This is a genomic window from Prevotella merdae, assembly GCF_900290275.1.
In the GTDB taxonomy this organism is placed as follows: domain Bacteria; phylum Bacteroidota; class Bacteroidia; order Bacteroidales; family Bacteroidaceae; genus Prevotella; species Prevotella merdae.
Genome location: NZ_LT985323.1, coordinates 1,014,927 through 1,034,701 on the forward strand (window position 1 = coordinate 1,014,927; position 19,775 = coordinate 1,034,701).

Genomic DNA, 19,775 nt, shown 5'->3' on the forward strand with positions numbered 1-19,775 from the left:
TTAGATGAAGTGTCGCATTCCTCGACTTTTGTGTCGCATTGCGTGTTTTTTTGTGTCGCATTGGTACCAATGCGACACCTGTATATAAAAATTGTTACATGCATCCTTGTTTATGTTATGATGAATAGCCCACAAAAACACAATTCTCGTGTCATACTTAGCAAATTATTTTATAACTTTGCATCTTGAAACTCCACATTATTATATATTACCCATTATAAGCAAGAATAAAACAGTATAATTATGACAATAGAACAGCAAATCATCACTTCTGCTCAGGCAGCGGTGAAAGAACTTTATGGTCAAGAAGTACCCGAGAATTTGGTGCAACTTCAAAAGACCAGAAGCGGATTTGAGGGTAATCTTACCCTCGTAGTATTCCCGTTCCTCAAGATTTCTCATAAGAAACCAGAGGATACTGCACAAGATCTTGGTGCATACATCAAGCAGAATTGCGAGGCTATAGCCGACTTTAATGTGGTTAAGGGATTCCTCAATCTTGTTATCGACAAGAAGGCTTGGCTCTCTCTGCTCAACGAAATGAACCAAAACGAGAAGTTTGGCGAGAAGCCTGTTACAGAAAACTCGCCACTCGTTATGATTGAATACTCTTCGCCTAACACCAACAAGCCTCTACACCTTGGACACGTGCGCAACAACCTTCTTGGTTGGTCGCTTGCTCAAATTATGGAGGCTAACGGCAACAAGGTGGTTAAGACCAACATCGTTAACGACCGTGGTATCCACATCTGCAAGTCAATGCTTGCTTGGCTTAAGTACGGCAATGGCGAGACACCAGAGACATCTGGCAAGAAGGGCGACCACCTTATAGGCGACTATTATGTAGCTTTCGACTGGCACTATCGTGCAGAAGTTGCCGAACTTAAGGCTAAGTACATTGCCGAGGGCATGGATGAAGAGTCGGCTGAAAAGAAGGCTAAGGAAGAATCGCCCCTTATCAAGGAGGCTCACGAGATGCTTGTAAAGTGGGAGCAGAACGACCCTGAGGTACGTGCTCTTTGGAAGAAGATGAACGACTGGGTATATGCCGGCTTCGACGAGACTTACAAGGCTCTTGGTGTTGGCTTTGATAAGATTTACTATGAGTCGAATACCTATCTCGTAGGTAAGAAGAAGGTTGAGGAAGGCTTGGCTAAGGGTCTCTTCTTCCGCAAGGATGACAACTCTGTTTGGGCCGACCTTACTGACGAGGGTCTTGACCAGAAGCTCTTGCTACGTTCGGATGGCACCAGCGTATATATGACTCAGGACATTGGTACTGCCGAGATGCGTTTCAACGACTTCCCTATCGACAAGATGATTTATGTTGTTGGCAACGAGCAGAACTATCACTTCCAGGTGCTCTCAATCCTGCTCGACCGTCTTGGCTTTAAGTGGGGCAAGGAGCTTGTACATTTCTCTTATGGTATGGTAGAGCTTCCTAACGGCAAGATGAAGAGCCGTGAGGGAACTGTTGTTGATGCCGACGACCTGATTGCAGCCATGATTGCCGATGCAAAGCAGACAAGTGAGGAGCTTGGCAAGTTTAAGGATATGAGCGAGGAAGAACGCAACGAGATTGCCCGCATCGTGGGTCTCGGTGCCTTGAAGTACTTCATCCTTAAGGTTGATGCCCGTAAGAATATGCTCTTCAACCCAGAGGAATCTATCGACTTTAACGGCAACACCGGTCCGTTCATACAGTATACCTACGCTCGTATACGCTCTATCTTGCGTAAGGCAGCTGCAGAGGGCATTACAATCCCGACAACTTTGTCGGACGAGATGCCTCTTAACGAGAAGGAGATAGAGCTTATCCAGAAGCTCAACGAGTTTGGTGCTGCTGTAGAGCAGGCTGGTAAGGACTACTCGCCATCGGGCATTGCCAACTACTGTTACGAGCTTACCAAGGCTTTCAATCAGTTCTATCACGACTATTCTATCCTTGGTGCCGACACCGAGAACGAGAAAGTGGTGCGCCTTGTACTTGCACAGAACGTGGGCAAGACATTGAAGAACGGTATGGCGCTGTTGGGCATTGAGGTGCCTGAGCGTATGTAATATAATATTATATACATGAGGGCGCGTCAAAAAAATCAAAAGAAGCGGGCTGAAAGCCCAATTTGCGCCTAGCCCAAGGCAGCGCCTTGGGTAATTATAGTGAACAAAAAGCGCCCTGTAAGGGCAAAAGCGTTGATAATAAATGCTTTTGCTCTTACAGGGCGTACTTTTTTGGGCTTTTTACATACACTCTCTGTTATGTATTATTGCCGTTATTGTTCCGTGTTCGTGTAATTATTGTTGTTGGTATCTTGGCTATGTTTTCAGGTATGCCAGATGCTGTCTCAAAGTAATATATATTAAATGGCAAAGTAATATAATTTAAATGGCAAAGTAATATAATTTAAATGCCCAAGTAATATATATTCCCCAAGACGTGTTACTTTACAATCTTCACTCTTCCCTCTTTGCGCGGAGCTGCAGGGCGAGCTTCTCTCGATGCATATCCCAAAGACAGTGCGCCGATACCTATATATTTCTCGTCCACTCCAAGGGTTTTCATCAGCTCTTTGCCCTCCTCGGTTTGGAACATCTGATATTCGCGGTTAATCCTGCAAGTACCGAGCCCCAAGGCATGTGCGGCAAGCATCATGTTCTCCAATACGCAAGAGCCGTCTTGGAAAGCATTGGGGTTGTCCTTAGTTGAGAAAACAAGCAGATAGGTAGGAGCGTCATAGTAGGGATTGCTGTCTACACCCATAATTTGAGCGTTAAGATGTGCAAGTTGTGCCTTGATATCGTTGTTCTGTACCGCAACTATTATAGGGTCTTGCAGTCCGTGCCCCGTAGGTGCATATTCGCCTGCTTCAAGCACAGCATTTAATTCTTTGTCGCTTACCTGCTCTGCTTTGTAGTGGCGGCATGAGCGGCGAGTCTTTATCAGTTCTAACAATTTGTTTTCCATACGTTGTATACCTTTATTTAATTATTGAACTTTCGCAAGTTCAGAAGTTAGCGGAATTAAAGAAGTTAGCACTCCCTTCGGTCGTTTTGGAAGTTAACGGACAATAGCTTTATAGCTTAAACTATATGGGCATTGTCCATTAAATTCACGAGCGAAGCGAGTTATCTTCCAATAACTTCCAATAACTTCTTTCGCTTGCGAAACTTGAATTTAATTATTATTATCGCTAACCGAAATCTTTATTCTGAAGTCTTTGTCCACGCTCACTCCCTTCTGCCCAATATATCTATCCACGTCGCCATTGGCAACCAGCAGCTTAGGTTCTCCCTCGTGTATGCCATCCTTGTCAAGCATCCACAGCCTGTCGGCTGTTTGTAGTGCAGCTTCAAGGTCGTGTGTAGACAACAGTATAGTCTTGCCCTCGTTGTGTGCCAGCCTACGTAGTAGCGTAAGCAATTCAACCTTGCCGTGAAAGTCGAGGAAGGCCGTAGGCTCGTCAAGCAATATGATAGGGGTGCCCTGAGCAAGCGACTTGGCTATCATTACCTTCTGGCATTCGCCGTCGCTAAGGCTACACACGCGTCGCCTACTCATATTCTGCATTCCCACCATATACAATGCATGGTCTACAATCTTGCGGTCTTCGTCGCTCAATCTGCCCCAGAAACCCGTGTAAGGCGTACGTCCAAGCGCCACCAACTCGTATACCGTCATACTCTGAGCGTCGGGTCTCGACGTAAGCACAATGCTTAGCAAGCGTGCAAACTCGTCTTGTGCATAGCTGTCAATGCTATGTCCGTTGAGTAGAATATCGCCCCCAAGCCTATTCTGAAGCCGTGCGATGGAGCGCAGAAGTGTGGATTTGCCCGTTCCGTTGCGACCTATTATGCAAGTCATAGTGCCCTTCGGGGCTGTGGCTTGCATATTAGAGCCTATGACATGGTGGCAATGGTGTCGGGCGGGGTAGCCTATAGTGACGTCTTGCAGTGATATGGCATTGTTTGACATTTGCTTATATTTAGATGTTTGCAAAATTAGCAATTATTTCTCAAAATATTGTACCTTTGCATCACTAAGTAGCCGAGAATAAATAACAATGAACAATTCGATATTGCAGTTGCAACAGCAGCGCATGTTGTTGCAGATAGAATACAACCACGAGAAGGAGGAGTTTCGCAAGCAAACCGAGACAATGGGCGTGGAACGTAAGGTGCGCCGAGGCGATGCATGGTTCCCAGTGTCGTTGGGGCGCAGTTACTACAACTCGCTCAATCAGATGGTGGTGGAAGTATCACGGCATGAAGGCTCTGACATAGAGCATAACTTTGAGTCGGGACGTCCGGTTTGTTTCTTCACGATGCGACGTGACCCCAAGACGGGTAATGACAGCATTCAGTATATGTCCTTTACTGCTACCGTGAGTTATGCCGAAGCCGACCGCATGGTAGTGGCATTGCCTGATGCCGGAAGGCTTGTTGACCTTCAGCGTCAGGATGCTATAGGTGTGCAACTATTCTTTGATGAAACCAGTTACCGCCTTATGTTTGATGCGCTCGATCGTGTGATGCGTGCCACATCAGGCCGACTTGCCGACCTACGCGAGATGTTTTACACCAAGGCACCAGCCCGTAAGCTAAGCTTTGAACCAATACGTTTTCCGTGGCTCAATCCTTCGCAAGAGCAGGCTGTAAACGAGGTTCTGCGTGCAAAAGATGTAGCTGTGGTGCACGGACCTCCTGGAACTGGCAAGACCACAACCCTTGTTGAGGCTATATACGAGACGTTGCGCCGTGAGAGTCAGGTATTAGTGTGTGCACAGAGCAATATGGCTGTCGATTGGATTTCAGAGAAGCTTGTGGATAGGGGAGTGGCGGTGTTGCGTATAGGCAACCCAACACGTGTCAACGACAAAATGCTGTCGTTTACCTACGAGCGCCGCTTCGAGGCCCATCCCGACTATCCTCAATTGTGGAGCATACGCAAAGCCATACGCGAGTTGCGTGGTCAACGCAAGCGTGCAGATTCATGGCATCAGAAGATGGATAGACTTAAAAGTCGTGCTACAGAGCTTGAACTGCGCATACGTTCCTCGCTCTTTGGCGAGGCGAGAGTAATAGCATGCACGCTTACTGGTGCTGCCAATAGAGTGTTAGAGGGCGAGAAATACTCAACTCTCTTTATTGACGAGGCTGCCCAAGCTCTTGAGGCTGCCTGCTGGATAGCTATACGCAAGGCAGGTAGAGTGGTATTGGCTGGCGACCATTGTCAATTGCCGCCTACAGTAAAGAGCATTGCCGCCTTGAAGGGAGGTTTAGGCAAGACATTGATGGAGCGCATTGTTGAGCAGAAACCCGATGTGGTGACGTTGCTTACTATGCAGTATCGTATGAACGAGCGTATAATGCAGTTCTCAAGCGATTACTTCTACAATGGTGCCGTGACTACGGCTCCCGAGGTAAGTCATAGAGGTATACTCGACTACGATCGTCCGATGGTATGGGTAGACACCGCGGATGTAGACGGCAAGGAAGAGTTTGTGGGCGAGAGTTTTGGTCGTATCAATCGTGCCGAAGCCGAACTTACGCTTGCCACATTGCAAGAATACTTCGATAAAATCGGCAAAAATCGCATATTCGAAGAATCAATTGACGTTGGCATCATCTCTCCTTACCGTGCCCAGGTACAATTGCTGCGCAAGATGATAAAGCAGAAAGAATACTTCCGTCCATATCGTAGACTGATAACGGTAAATACGGTTGACGGGTTCCAGGGCCAGGAGCGCGACATCATCCTAATATCATTGGTTAGGTCGAACGATGGAGGTGACATAGGATTTTTGCGCGACTTGCGCCGTATGAATGTTGCGATAACTCGTGCCAGAATGAAACTTATTATTCTTGGGTCGGCACAAACCATGACGTCGCATCCATTTTATAAAAGGTTGTATGAATTTGTGGAGGGTGTGTCAAAAAGAAGTTAAAGGAAGTTTGGGCTTCGCCCGAAGTTAACAGAAGTTAGCGGACGTATGTATGATTTGCTGAAAACAAAGCATTTGTCCGTTAACTTCCATCCATCGTAGATGGATTAACTTCTTCTTAAATTCCGATAACTCCCATTTTGACACATCCTCTTTTTGTTTTTCTCCTTTTTATCTGCTACCAGCAATTATACATTTCTTTCTCTCCTGTTATCCTGTATTTCCCGATGAAACCGCGGTTTTTGCATTTCCTGTCCTTTATCCTTTCGTGGTTCAGGTTTCGCTTACGGTGCTGTTTTTTAGTATCCTTATGGTTGTTTTCTTAACGCCACGCCTTGCTTGGGACAAGTATAACAACGCACGCAAGGAGAAATTTTACGCCAAACTGCGTAATCGCTATGGCAACTCTTGTCTTTGATGTTAATGTGGTGCCGCCATCCGATAATGACCTCGACTACGAGGAAGTGTTCAAACAACAGAAGGATGCTGAAGGTGGAGTGGAAGAGCTTGTAAATGGCAAGCCAAGCGAGAAGGGCTATTATGTGGATGAGAACGCAAAGACCGACAGCAGGTCGCATGCCAAGTATCCATGGCGTGAGTAGCTATTCTTTTTACACCTTATTATATATCATAATAATAACGTTCATTACACACGACTAAGTATTTTGTCCGTGTAATGAACGTTATTCTGTATGTACTAATTTTTGTTTAGGCTATTACTTGCTCATCACCTCTCTTCGCCATACCGTAGGTGACATACCCTCATGTGATGCGAACACCTTAGAGAAGTAGGATGGTGATGAGAATCCAACTGTATAGGCTATGTCTTCCATTTTGCGTTCTGAGTTGGCTGTCATCAGTTGCTTAGCCTCATTGATGCGTAGACCTGATACCCATACACTAAAGTTGGTGCCAAAATGCTCGTTTATGAAGAAGGATAGATAGCCTTTGTTGGTTCCGAGTTTTGTCGCAAGCTCGTCAATGGTAAATTGAGAGCCAACATACTCTTTAGCCTCCATCCATGTATTGATGCGATGTTCCAGTGTTTGTACCTCAATAGTTTGGCTGTCGGTTTCTTTTGGTTTTATAATAATGTCTTCAGGATCTTCTCCTGCAGGTAGATAGGTACGTGCTATGTCGCCGTATTTGGTGCAGAAGTTGGTATAGTTGATGGCAATATAAAAGTTTAGCGTAACCATGTAAGCCTGGAACACAAGATTGACGTATACGTTGGTAAACAGTGTAACTACTGCAAAAACCCATGAAATGATAAGCAATGTAATGCTTCGGCTGGTCCAGCGCACAAAGTAGTGCATATCGTTGGAGAAGTAGTTGTCGAGCATTTCGCCGTTGAGCTTATATTGCTTGCGAAAGAGGAAAGCCAGTTCGGAGATGTTGACCACCATAATTATCAGCGCAGCTAAAAAGAAATACTGGGTGAAATGTTGCAAACCTGGTATCAATGGCAATAGCACTAATACGGTGGCAACTAAAATATGAGTAACATCCTTTGTTATTCGCCTACGAGTAAGGAAACTATTGTTGAGGATATGGCAGAACGAGTAGCACATCATAAGCTCCTCAAAGTAGAACAGTACGACATCAAGAATTGCTATGCCATAGTTGAACTTGCTCCAATCGCCCGTAGTAAGTATACGCCACATGATAAGATTTATAGCCATAGATGCTAATGCCGCTGTCAGCATGCGCTTAGACTGACGGTATGGACGATATAACTCGTCCTTAGGTGCTTTGAAGAAACCTATGCATATACATATAGTAAGGTATATTGAAGCAACGCACAAGGCAATAACCTCAAAACATTCTTGAAGTTGAAAAGACGTCATAATTGGTAGTGTTTGTTGAATGCAGATTGTAGGTTGCAAATGTACTAATTTTTCCGACATATATATTTATTTCTTGTGTTATTTTATTGAAATTGTAATATTATCTTCTTTTTTTACAAGCTATTTCTCCTACCTTTTCACGATTTTGATAGCCCTTAGCCAATTTTTATCCTACCTTTGCAACATCAAAAACTATAAGAGAATAGTCATAGACAAGACTAAGTAGTACCAATACAGAAACGCATGATAATATAGAATAATCCCAGGTCGGAGGTTTGTCGCAAGCAGCCTCGGCTTGGGATTTTAAATTTTTATTAATGTATTATTTCTTAAATCCGAAAAAAATCAATAATTTTGCAGTCACAATCCGATCTTTTTGTCAGATTGTTAATAAAAGTATCAGGCTGCTCCTATAGTTCAATGGATAGAACGGAGGTTTCCTAAACCTTTGATCCGGGTTCGATTCCCGGTGGGAGTACGCACTTTTTTCTAACCAATATCCGTATACAGATTATGAGAAAAGCGATGTCATTAGCGTTGCTCCTTTTGGTGGCAATGTTTTGCAATGCGCAGATGGCTGACCCCGTGAAGTTTAAGTCGCACCTGAAGACAGGCAGCACGGCTGAGGCAGAGATTGTGTTCGACGGTAAGATAGCTCACGGTTGGCACGTTTATTCAACCAATCTCGGTAGTGATGGTCCTATCGAGGCGTCTTTCCATGTAGACAAGAAAGATGGTGTAGAACTTGTTGGCAAGCTGACACCACGTGGACACGAGATTTCAATGATGGACAATATGTTCGGCATGAAACTGCGATTCTTTGAGAACAGCGTGCAGTTTGTGCAGAAGGTGAAGTTCACTAAACCCACTTATACTATTAAGGCATATCTGGAGTATGGTGCATGCAACGACGAGATGTGTATGCCGCCAACTCAAGTGAATGCCCACTTTTCAGGAAAGTCGCCCGCTATTGATGGCAAAGCAGCTGCTGATGAAAAGTCTGCTGAGACTGATGATGTTGCCGAAACTTTGAAAGCTGGTGGACTCGACTCTTCTATGGTAAAGGCAGGTGCAGTCGACTCGGTAGCTATTGCAGATAGTGCAGCAGCTCCTCAACTCGATAATGCCGAGGTGCAGAAGCTATGGACACCGGTGATAAAGGAACTTGCAAAGTTTGACAAGCCAGTAAGCAATTCGCTTCTTTATATATTCCTTGCCGGACTGGTTGGCGGTTTCCTTGCACTCTTTACCCCATGTGTATGGCCAATTATTCCAATGACCGTGAGCTTCTTCCTAAAACGTAACAAGGATCGCAAGAAAGCCATTCGCGAGGCAATTACTTATGGCGTGTCTATTGTAGTGATATATGTGGCATTGGGCTTGATAGTGTCGTTGCTCTTTGGCGCAAGCGCACTCAACGCACTCTCTACAAACGCTATATTCAATATCCTTTTCTGTTTGTTGCTTGTGGTGTTCGCAGCTTCGTTCTTTGGAGCATTCGAGATAACATTGCCTTCATCGTGGAGCAATAAGATAGATCAGAAGAGCGATGAGACCAGTGGAGTGCTTAGCATCTTCCTCATGGCATTCACATTGTCGCTTGTTAGCTTCTCATGTACAGGTCCTATCATCGGCTTCTTGCTCGTGGCTGTAGCATCCGAAGGCAGTATTGTAGCACCAACAATCGGTATGTTGGGCTTTGCAGTAGCATTGGCTATACCTTTTGCCTTGTTTGCAATGTTCCCTACTTTGCTTAAGTCGGCACCTAAGTCGGGTGGCTGGATGAACGTGCTTAAGGTTGTACTTGGCTTTATAGAGTTGGCATTTGCGTTGAAGTTCCTCTCTGTAGCCGACCTTGCTTATGGTTGGCATATCCTTGACCGCGAGACTTTCCTTGCCCTTTGGATAGCCATATTCTCGCTGTTGGGTCTGTATTTGCTTGGTATATTCAACTTTCCGCACGACGATGAGAACCGCCGCACCAATGTACCACAGTTCTTCCTCGCCCTTGGTTCGTTGGCATTTGCCTTTTATATGATTCCTGGCTTGTGGGGTGCTCCGCTAAAGGCAGTGTCTGCATTTGCACCTCCAATGAATACCCAGGACTTTAACCTATACAAGAATGAGGTACATCCACGCTTCAAAGATTTCGAGGCAGGTATGGCAGCAGCACGTCTTGAAGGTAAGCCAGTAATGATCGATTTTACTGGATTCGGTTGTGTAAACTGTCGAAAGATGGAGGCTGCCGTATGGACAGATGCAAAGGTGGCAGATATGCTTAATAATAAATATGTGCTTATCTCGCTTTATGTGGACGACAAGACTCCATTGCCCGAGCAGATAACCGTGACTGATACCGACGGCACACAGCGTACCTTACGCACCGTAGGTGACAAGTGGAGCTATTTGCAGCGCCATAAATTCGGCTCTAATACCCAGCCTATGTATATCCTACTCGACAATGAGGGCAAACCGCTTACTGGTAGCCGCTCGTACGACGAAGATATAAACGAATATATGGACTTCCTGAAGGTGGGATTGGACAATTATAATAAATAATGGTAAGCCCTACCCCAGCTCCTCCCTTTGGGGGTGGGGCTGGGATAGGGCTTCTTTTAATACCTTAAATATATGCTTGACAAACAAATCCGTGAACAGATTATTGCCCTCATCAATCGTGAGGTGGTTCCAGCTGTAGGCTGTACCGAACCTATGTGTGTTTCGCTCTGTGTGGCTCGTGCTACTGAGACTTTAGGGTTTTGTCCTGAGAAGATAACAGTCTTGCTTTCTTCAAATATTCTGAAGAACGCTATGGGTGTGGGCATTCCTGGTACTGGTATGATAGGACTGCCTATAGCCGTGGCTTTAGGAGCGCTTGTAGGCAAGTCGGAATATCAACTTGAGGTACTTAAGGACCTTACTCCCGAAACCCTCGAAAAGGGCAAGCAGTATATCAATGGAAATCATATCGACATACGCTTAAAGAGTGGCATAACAGAGAAACTGTATGTAGAGGTGCGTTGTGAGGCCGAAGGACATGTGGCAACTGCAATTATAGCTCATGCGCATACCAACTTTGTGTTTGTCGAGCGTGATGGAGTTGCCAGGCTTGATAATCGTAAGCCAGCAGGTAAGGAGGCTGATAACGACGATATTATTCTGGATATGCGTATGGTCCACGATTTTTCAACGACAACTCCGTTAGACGAGCTTAGATTTATTCTCAAGACACGCGAATATAATATGCGTGCTGCCGCCGAATCAAAGAAAGGTAACTACGGTCATTGCTTAGGCAAAACAATAGACCGTCCGATGAGTCATGGCATATTTGGCAATTCTATTTTTTCGCACATAATATCTGCTACAGCGCTTGCTTGCGATGCTCGTATGGGTGGAGCAATGATTCCAGTTATGAGCAATTCGGGATCGGGCAACCAAGGTATCTGTGCTACTAATCCAGTTGTGGTTTATGCAGAAGAAAACGAGAATACGGAGGAAGAGCTGATACGTGCCCTTACTCTCAGTCATCTCACCGCTATATATATCAAGCAGAATCTTGGAAAGCTGTCGGCCCTATGCGGTTGTGTGGTGGCAAGTATAGGTTCGAGTTGCGGCATAACCTATCTAATGGGAGGTGACTATTGCCGTATATGCAACTCTGTTAAGAACATGATTGCTAATATCACGGGTATGATATGTGATGGCGCCAAGCCATCGTGTGCCTTGAAGATATCGTCGGGTGTGTCTACAGCCCTACTTTCTGCTCTGCTCTCTATCGAGGGCAAGTGCGTAAGTTCGGTAGAAGGCATCATCGACGATGATGTTGATAAATCGATAAAAAATCTTACCAGCATTGGTGCTGAGGCTATGAACAAGACCGACGAAATGGTGCTGGAGATAATGACACATAAAGGATAGTGTGCTATAACGTAGCCCCTCGCTCGCTAAAGTCGAGCGAGGGGCTACGTTTTGTATATATAATTACTTTTCTGTTGCGTTTGATAATTCGTAGATAATTATTACCTTTGCATAATAAACTGAAATTATTATTAAATAATTATATATTTTTTATCATTTAAACACAATCGTATGCAAAAGATTAAACTTTTAGGTCTTTGTGGTGTAATGTTCCTTTCGGGCACCGCCACAGCAGGCGCACAGAAGCTTTCTTCCGCATCCGAGGCGTCATTTAAGGAGGGTGTAGTACGTGTAAAGCTTCAGCCGGAGATTGCATCGTTATTACAGAAGACAACCTTGCCTGATGGCTCGTTGCAGCGTAAGGCTAAAGCTCAGTACGTTACGACCGGAGTGACACAGTTAGACCGTGTTGCTCAGAAAGTGAAGGCTGTAAGCATGAAGCGTGTGTTCCCGTATGCGGGCAAGGATGAGGCCAAGCACAAGGATGCAGGTCTCGACCTCTGGTACGACGTAACATACGCAGCCGATGGCATGACACCGGCACAGGCACGCAACCTTTACAAGTCAACAGCTGGTGTTCAGTATGCACAGCGCATACCTATCTACAAGCCTTATGGCGGCGAAAAGTTCCGTCCCATATCGCCTGCCGATATTGCTCGTGCACAGAAGGCGGCTTCAACAATGCCGCTCAACGACCCATTGTTGCCCGACCAGTGGCATTACCACAACGATGGAAGCATACAGGGCAGTGTTGCCGGCAATGACATCAACCTCTTCAAGGCATGGGAGACAGGCGTTACAGGCTCTAAGGATGTTGTTGTAGCTATTATTGACGGTGGTTTCCAAATAGACCATCCAGACCTTAAGGACAACCTTTGGATAAATGAGGCCGAGCTTAACGGCAAGCCTGGTGTTGATGATGATGGTGATGGATTTGTTGATGACGTATATGGTTACAACTTTGTAATCAACTCTTCCAACATCAATGCCCATTCTCATGGTACACATGTGGCAGGTACTGTAGGTGCCACTAATGGCAATGGTATCGGTGTTGCAGGTGTTGCCGGTGGTAAAGATGGTACTGGTGGTGTAAAGATGATGGTATGTCAGGTATTCGATTCGCGTGCCAGCAGTTCGGCTGAAGCCGACTTTGGTGCTGCCCTTGTCTATGCAGCCGACCGTGGTGCAAGCATTGCCCAATGTTCATGGGGTATGGGTATGCCTGATGATGAGGACAAATCGGTAACCGAAGCCGTTAAGTACTTTACCAAGAACGGTGGTGGCGACAAGATGAATGGCGGTTTATGTATATTTGCTGCCGGAAACAACGGCGAGGAAGGTCGCTTCTTCCCAGGTTGTCTCGACGAGGTAGTGGCTGTTGGTTCTATGGGTGCCGATGGTTATGTAACCAGCTATTCCAATTACGGCACATGGGTAGACGTTACAGCTCCTGGCGGTCTTATGGATTATGGACAGAAGCTTGGTGTTCTCTCTACATTGCCTAACAGTACATATGGATACAATGAGGGCACATCAATGGCATGTCCACATGTATCTGGTATCGCTGCCCTTATTCTATCTAAGTATGGCAACAAGAACTTCTCTAACGAGACACTCCGCACATTGCTTACTACATCCGTAAACGACCTATACACCCTTAACCCCAACTATGTTGGAAAGATGGGTTCGGGCTTTATCGATGCTTATAAGGCATTGCAGGGTAAGGAAGGTACTGTGCCTTCTGCCGTTGCCGACTTTACTGTCACTCCTTCGCACGATAATGCCCTCATCGAGTGGATTATCCCAGAGAGTGAGGAGAAGAGCATCGACCACCATGTTATATATTATAGCAAAGAGCCGTTTACTGCAGAAGACAATCTTAATAAGCTCAACTCGGTTTCGGTTGACACCAAGTTTAAGCTCTCTGGTGACGCTATGTCTTACGAGCTTCAGAACTTGGAGGCTTCTACAAAATATTACTTTGCTATCGTTGCTTACAACCGTTGGGGCAAGGCTTCGGCTGTATCGCCTATTAAGGAGGCAACGACCAACGAAGGTCCTAAGGTTAAGCTCGACAAGACTTCACTCTCTATGACTGTGGATGCTGCAAAGAATCCTACAGCCAATACTTCGTTTAATATTACCAATGCAGGCAAGGGTATGCTTAAGTATGAGCTTACAGCTGCCACCACCAAAGCAACTATGTCTACCCAGGTGCGTGCCGAGAAGCCGTCACCGGGTCAGGTAGTTCCGTTCAGCGGTATAGTGGCTCCTACACTTGCAAAGAGCAATGCTGTTGCTACTTCTGACTATCAAGCAAAGGATTGGCCAAGCACACTCACCTATTCAGAGCAGCTGTACAGCTACTTGGGCGAGAGTGATACCAAGTTGCCTAACGCGCTTGCACAGTACTTCTATGTAGACAAGAAGCTGTATCCTAACGGTTTTAACCTCACTGCTTTGAAGATTCAAGGTCAGAACGGTGTAGACCCTGTTGTCGAGATATACGACGGTTCACGTTCTATATCTACAGCAAGTCTCATTCAGAATGTAAAATATCAGTTCTGGGCTTACAACTACAATCTTGCTTTGACAGAACAAATCTATTTCGCTCCTGGTTCAAGCTTTTGGGTTGTGGCTAAGTTCCCTGCAGGTGCCAAGAATCCTCTTGGTGCAGGCAAGACAAGTCAGGACAATGTGGCTCAGTATAGCTTCTACAGTTCTAACAACGGTGCAACATGGACACAGCTTACAGAGGTGCTCAAGGGTTCAAGCTTCGAGGCTGTTTCCGATCATCTTACATGGGCTGTCCAGGCTATAAGTCAGAACCCCGACTGGAGTCAGGTGCTTAATCCTGAGCCTATAAGTGGCGAGGTTCGTCCAGGCGAAAGCCAGGCTGTAACACTCAAGAATGATGGACAGAAACTCGTAAACGGCACATACAAGTTTAATATACATGTTAAGTCGAACGAGGCTAAAGACTCTAAGCAGCAGGTGGCTTTAACTATGAATGTTAAAGGCTATCAGCCCGAACTGCACAGCCAGCAGCTCGTCGACTTTGGCAATCTGCTTGTTGGCGAACAGAAGACTATTGATGTAGAGCTTACCAACAGCGGCTACGGCGTGTTTGGTGGATCGTATGGCTACTTGCAGGCGCCTAAAAACGTCACATCTTCTTCCGACCAGTTCGATGTATCTAAGGGTACACAGAACATAGCAGCCCGTTCTACTGGTACATTGCCGGTAACGTTCAAGCCAACAAAGGCAGGCAACTTTACCAGCAACATCACATTGATAGACAAGAACAACATCAAGCACACCTTTGTAGTGCGCGGTGTGGCTTCGGCAACATCAAATCTGGAGCTTAACAAGAGTGAGTTCGACCTTGGCGACCTCAAGGTAGGTGGCGAGACTAAGACTGCTACCGTTACGCTTAAGAATACGGGCGAGTATCCGTTGCAGTATGTATTCCCGAAGTTCTCTTCGGCTACTATAGACGGTTCTACCACACGTGTACACAAGTTCGGCTACACACTCAAGTCGAATGTTGCTGGTGACGATACATTTGAGTATGAGCCAGCTCCTGAGCTTGCCGACGAGACCGACATCACTTCACAGTTCAACAGCAACAACTGGCAGTCGGGTCCTGTAAAGGTTGGCTTCAAGTTCCCATTCTATGGCAAGGAATACGATCAGGTATACATCTCGTCTTATGGTGGACTGAGCATGCTTCCTATCGACGGTCGCATCTCTTGTATGGTTCCTACAGGCGACTGTGTAGAGGGTCTTGGTTATGTTTCTGCCTATACCAACTCTGGTTGGATGGATATGGGCGGCAACAGTAAGATAACCTACGGACATAAGGACGGTAAGTTCTATGTCAAGTTCAAGGATGTTGTAACACCTGCAACAGCAGGTGGCGGCGAGACCACAACTCTTAGCTTCCATATGGCACTATGTCCTGACGGCAGTGTAGAGGTATTCTACGACGATTACAATCCTGCTGGCGTATTTGGTAGCGGTGGTAACAACTTCGTTGGTGTGAGCGATATCGCGGCAAAGGATGCTTGCGTCTTTACCGATGCATCAAAGGTTCACTCGTCAAGTAGTGGCTACGATGCTCCTTACTACGACATAGAGACTGGCAGTGCAATAAAGATTGTGGCTCCTGCCAAGTCGATGATAAAGAGTCTTTCAAGTACCGATGGCTACATTGGCAACGGCGATAGTAAGGACATCACTATAACTCTTGAGGCTGGTGACAACCTCTATGCAGGCGAGCTTACCAACTATCTCACAGTGCTTACTAATGACCCTGCACATGCAAGCAGCAACATTGCGCTTAAGGCAAATATCACAGGCGACAACCTAAAGGCTGATGCCAAGACCGATGTCGAGAGCGTAGACTTTGGCAATGTATTCCAGACATCTGTACAGAATCACAACGTGCTTCTAAGCAATAATGGTAAGGACGTGCTCCATGTTAGTGGCGTAAGCGTTAAGAACGGCAAGTTCACTGTAGCTGATGATGTTAAGAGTGCGTTTGATGTACCTGCTGGTCAGGGCAAGGACATTACTGTTACGCTGCCTACAGAACAGAAGGGTGCTGTAGAGGACGTTCTCGTTATCAATTATGCAGATGGTACATCAAACGAGGTTGCTCTTAAGGGTACCGTAATAGGTACACCGGTATGGAATGCAACACCAGATGCTGTTGAGCTTGAAACTGCATACGGCGTTAATGCAAAGCAGGACATCAAGGTTACCAATACTGGTGACGAGCCTCTTAACTTCTATGCCGAACCTGAAACTTGGTATCGTACACTTGATGTTGCAGAGGAAGGCGACTCTAAGGTTGACTATGTATTCCGCTCTAAGAGCGACGGCTTCGACGTTCCGTTCAATTGGGTGGATATTACAGAAGACTATACCGAGCACATGCCGTACTCTTACTACATCGACAAGACCGACTTCAAGAAGGTAACATTGCCGTTCGAGTTCCCGTTCTATGGCAAGAAGTACAAGGAGATGTACATCTACAACACTGGTTTCGTATCATTCGACGAGCCGGTTGAAGACTACAAGCAGTTCCCCGAGCCGCCTGCAAGTCTGCCTACAACAGAGACATTCTACAGCAATATCATCTGTCCGTTCTGGGGCAACCACTCTATGAACACTCCTTCAGCTGACGGTGTATACTATAAGGCTAACGAGGACAACGTAGTGGTATCTTACAAGAACTATGGCAACACCATGATGCAGGGCATGAACTTCCAGGTTATCCTGCGCAAGGATGGTTCGTTCAAGTTCCAGTACGACCTCGATCCTAACGGTATGCAGATAGGCGTATTCGGTCTCTGTGGTATCATGGACCATAGCGAGACACGCGGTATCACTCCGTCGGATATGTACATCAACCCAGGCAATGCCCTTGAGTTTACTCCGTACAAGAATTATGTAGTAGCTCCAGGCGAGACTGCAACTATGCCTATTGAGCTCTTTGCCGACAAGCTTGCCGACGTATACAACTACGAGCTGAACCTTAAGACTAACGCTCCTGCCAACGAGAGTGTCAAGCTCCCAGTTGCTCTCAACATCACCGGTGCTGCCGAGCCAGTATTCCCGACTGACATCAACGTAGAGCAGGTGGTAAATCCGTATCCAATGGAGCCTGTATACCACGAGTTCCAGATAGAGAACAAGGGCAGCAAGGCCTTCACTATCGACGATGTGGCTTCTGAGCTGTTCGCTGTATCCGATCCTGACGACCTATATGCCACACCAGAGGCTTTGCTTGAGGTATATACCGATGCTAATAGCGGTGGTGGCGAGCCAGGATTCCCAGACGAACCTTGGGGCGTAAAACCTGCTGATGTCAATACTACAATGGCTTGGATGCCTTACCAGCAAGGTATGATGGCTCCTATCACAGTAGGCAAGGATCCGGTTAAGTTCCGTATCTCTCTCTACGACGTAAGCAAAGTGCGTCAGAAGGATTATCCTATCCTCTTTGCTGTAAGCGGACTTGAGGACGAGGAAATCCAGGGCACAATCAAGGTTAATATTACAAAGGCTCCTGTCGTATCGTTCGACCAGGACGAGCTGCATATTAATAATGTGTCAAGCGACTATACCGGCGAGTCTTCTGTAAAGATGCTCAACGAAGGCGGATATAAGCTTAAGTACTCTCTACGTCTTGAACCTTCAGGACGCGATGATGCAGAAGGCGACTACGAGGGTGGCAACGATCCTTCTCCTACATTCAATGTTATTGCTCATCCTTCTAAGGATGTAGCTAAGCAGTTCACCGAGGCATGCGTAGCACGTCTCCATGGCAAGAACATCTTTAAGGCTCTCGGCATAAAGAAGGTTAAGGACGACCAGAAGTTCATTTACGACGTGCCAACGGGTGTTGAGGACAACATGCTCTACTACCCGGTACTCAATCCGGTAAGTAATGCTCAGGCAGCCATTATGGGTACTGGAGCAAGCGCACTCGACGAGAACTTCTATGCAGCCACACGTTTCGAAGCACCTGCCGAAGGCTTCAACCTTACCCACCTCTATTTCGTGGGAACAGTGGGCAATCTTGAGAATGTGGACATTGAGGCTTCTGTAATCCTCGGCAATGATGTTACAGCCGACAACCGTACTATTGGCCACGGCAAGCTTCACGTCGATTATGAGGAGCCTACAGATAATGGATATATGGGCGAACCGCGAATGCTTGAGTTCGATAATCCTGTATACATCAACCCTGCCGATACATTCTATGTAGTGCTTAAGTATCCTGCTGGTTATAGGTCATCTGCTCTTATGGCTACAAAGGATGGCACTATGGAGACCAACCGCTATATGGCTCACCTCAAGTCGCTCGGCGGCTGGGTAGACATTGAGGCTCTGTACGACAATGCTTACAGTTACGGAGCATTTGGCTACTTCATGACATGTATCGAGCACGAGAAGGGCGAACCTTGGATCAAGTTACTCAATGAGCAGAAGGAGGGTGTGTTGGAGGCAAATGCATCATTGCCAATCAACTTCCAGATCAATGCCAAGAGTGCTTACTTTGCCAAGAACAACAAGGCTACTCTTGTTGTAAAGAGCAACGATCCGGCTAACCCTACTGTTAACTATCACATCTATCTCGACCGCAATGCAGCTCCTGAAATTGAGGTTCCAGAAGGTATCGTAGCTGCCAACCAAGGTGAGTCTACTAAGATAGCATTTAACGTAGCCGATGCCGAGAACGAGGCATTCAGCGTATCGTTCGAGGACAGCAAGTCTTACACTTCTGTTGAATCTTACAACGAGGCTGATGGTGTAACATTCGAGAATGGTGTGTTTGGTGTGCCAGAGGGCAAGCAGCTCAAGGCTACATTGAATATTATTCCTGAGTATGGTTATAATAAGGTGGGCAGTGGCGTTATTACTGTTTCTGCTACCGATGCAAGTGGCAATGCTTCAAATGCAAATGTCAACTACAATGTAGTATTCAAGAACCGTGCTCCAGAGTTCATCGGACAGACTGAGATGACGTATGGCGTGGGTGAACAGTCGTCTATCATTAACTATTCATCGCTCTTCAGCGACCCAGATGGCGACCAGCTTACATACACTGCAACATCTGCAAATAGCAATGTGGCTGCTGTATTCACCTCAGAGGATGGCTTCATTATCAGTGCCAAGATGATAGGCAAGACCTCTGTTAATGTGGTTGCTACCGATGCTAACGGTGCTTCTACCGAGCAGAAGATAACTGTCAACGTTATCAATGCTACTGGTATTGGCAGCATCAACTCTGACAACGGCAATATCACTGTTGATACAAATGGCGACAATGGTTCGGTAGGTGTCAAGGTTAATGGTAATGTAGCCAAGGCTGTCATCTGCGTATACGATGCAGCTGGTCAGCTTCTTGCCAAGAAGACCGTTAATAACCTGCATGCAGGCGATACTGTTACTCTCGACATTGCCAACAACGGTCAGGGTGTTTACACCCTCAATGCTGTGCTCGATGGTGAGACTACAACAGTAAAGTTTGTTAAGTAAGGTATAGCCTATTGTA

General features: G+C 46.1%; 9 protein-coding genes and 1 tRNA gene. 7 read left to right on the forward strand and 3 right to left on the reverse strand.

Annotation, left to right across the window (positions count from 1 at the left end):
* Positions 1-243 precede the first annotated feature (243 nt).
* A complete protein-coding gene (gene argS / locus C9991_RS04065) occupies positions 244-2,061 on the forward strand; it encodes an arginine--tRNA ligase (RefSeq protein WP_106811314.1) in 1,818 nt (605 codons plus the stop codon).
* A 379-nt stretch (positions 2,062-2,440) separates the two neighbouring features.
* On the opposite strand, the gene C9991_RS04070 is transcribed toward argS, so the two are convergent.
* Positions 2,441-2,965 carry a nitroreductase family protein gene (locus C9991_RS04070; protein WP_106811315.1) on the reverse strand — a complete coding sequence of 175 codons (525 nt, stop codon included), beginning with the start codon at positions 2,963-2,965 and terminating at the stop codon, positions 2,441-2,443.
* A 210-nt stretch (positions 2,966-3,175) separates the two neighbouring features.
* Positions 3,176-3,973, reverse strand: coding sequence for an ABC transporter ATP-binding protein (locus tag C9991_RS04075; protein ID WP_106811316.1), 798 nt, complete (start codon positions 3,971-3,973; stop codon positions 3,176-3,178).
* A gap of 88 nt (positions 3,974-4,061) precedes the next feature.
* Between C9991_RS04075 and C9991_RS04080 the strand changes: the two genes are divergently transcribed.
* Both C9991_RS04080 and C9991_RS04085 read left to right on the forward strand, forming a co-directional pair.
* Entirely contained in the window at positions 4,062-5,945 is a 1,884-nt protein-coding gene (locus tag C9991_RS04080) for an AAA domain-containing protein (RefSeq protein WP_106811317.1), read from the forward strand.
* A 395-nt stretch (positions 5,946-6,340) separates the two neighbouring features.
* Complete coding sequence (locus tag C9991_RS04085; RefSeq protein ID WP_106811318.1) at positions 6,341-6,544, forward strand: hypothetical protein; 204 nt, start codon at positions 6,341-6,343, stop codon at positions 6,542-6,544.
* A 114-nt stretch (positions 6,545-6,658) separates the two neighbouring features.
* On the opposite strand, the gene C9991_RS04090 is transcribed toward C9991_RS04085, so the two are convergent.
* On the reverse strand, positions 6,659-7,789 hold the full coding sequence (locus C9991_RS04090) for a helix-turn-helix domain-containing protein (protein ID WP_157949355.1): 1,131 nt from the start codon (positions 7,787-7,789) through the stop codon (positions 6,659-6,661).
* A 406-nt stretch (positions 7,790-8,195) separates the two neighbouring features.
* On the opposite strand from C9991_RS04090, the gene C9991_RS04095 reads away from it, so the two are divergent.
* From C9991_RS04095 to C9991_RS04110, 4 genes are all read left to right on the forward strand, one after another.
* Positions 8,196-8,267: transfer RNA gene (locus C9991_RS04095), tRNA-Arg, on the forward strand.
* 35 nt (positions 8,268-8,302) lie between these two features.
* Positions 8,303-10,348, forward strand: a complete 2,046-nt coding sequence (locus C9991_RS04100) for a protein-disulfide reductase DsbD family protein (protein WP_106811320.1) — start codon at positions 8,303-8,305, stop codon at positions 10,346-10,348.
* Positions 10,349-10,420: 72 nt separating this feature from the next.
* Complete coding sequence (locus C9991_RS04105) at positions 10,421-11,707, forward strand: L-cysteine desulfidase family protein (RefSeq protein WP_106811321.1); 1,287 nt, start codon at positions 10,421-10,423, stop codon at positions 11,705-11,707.
* A gap of 171 nt (positions 11,708-11,878) precedes the next feature.
* Positions 11,879-19,759 carry a S8 family serine peptidase gene (locus tag C9991_RS04110; RefSeq protein WP_106811322.1) on the forward strand — a complete coding sequence of 2,627 codons (7,881 nt, stop codon included), beginning with the start codon at positions 11,879-11,881 and terminating at the stop codon, positions 19,757-19,759.
* The last annotated feature ends 16 nt before the right edge of the window (positions 19,760-19,775 follow it).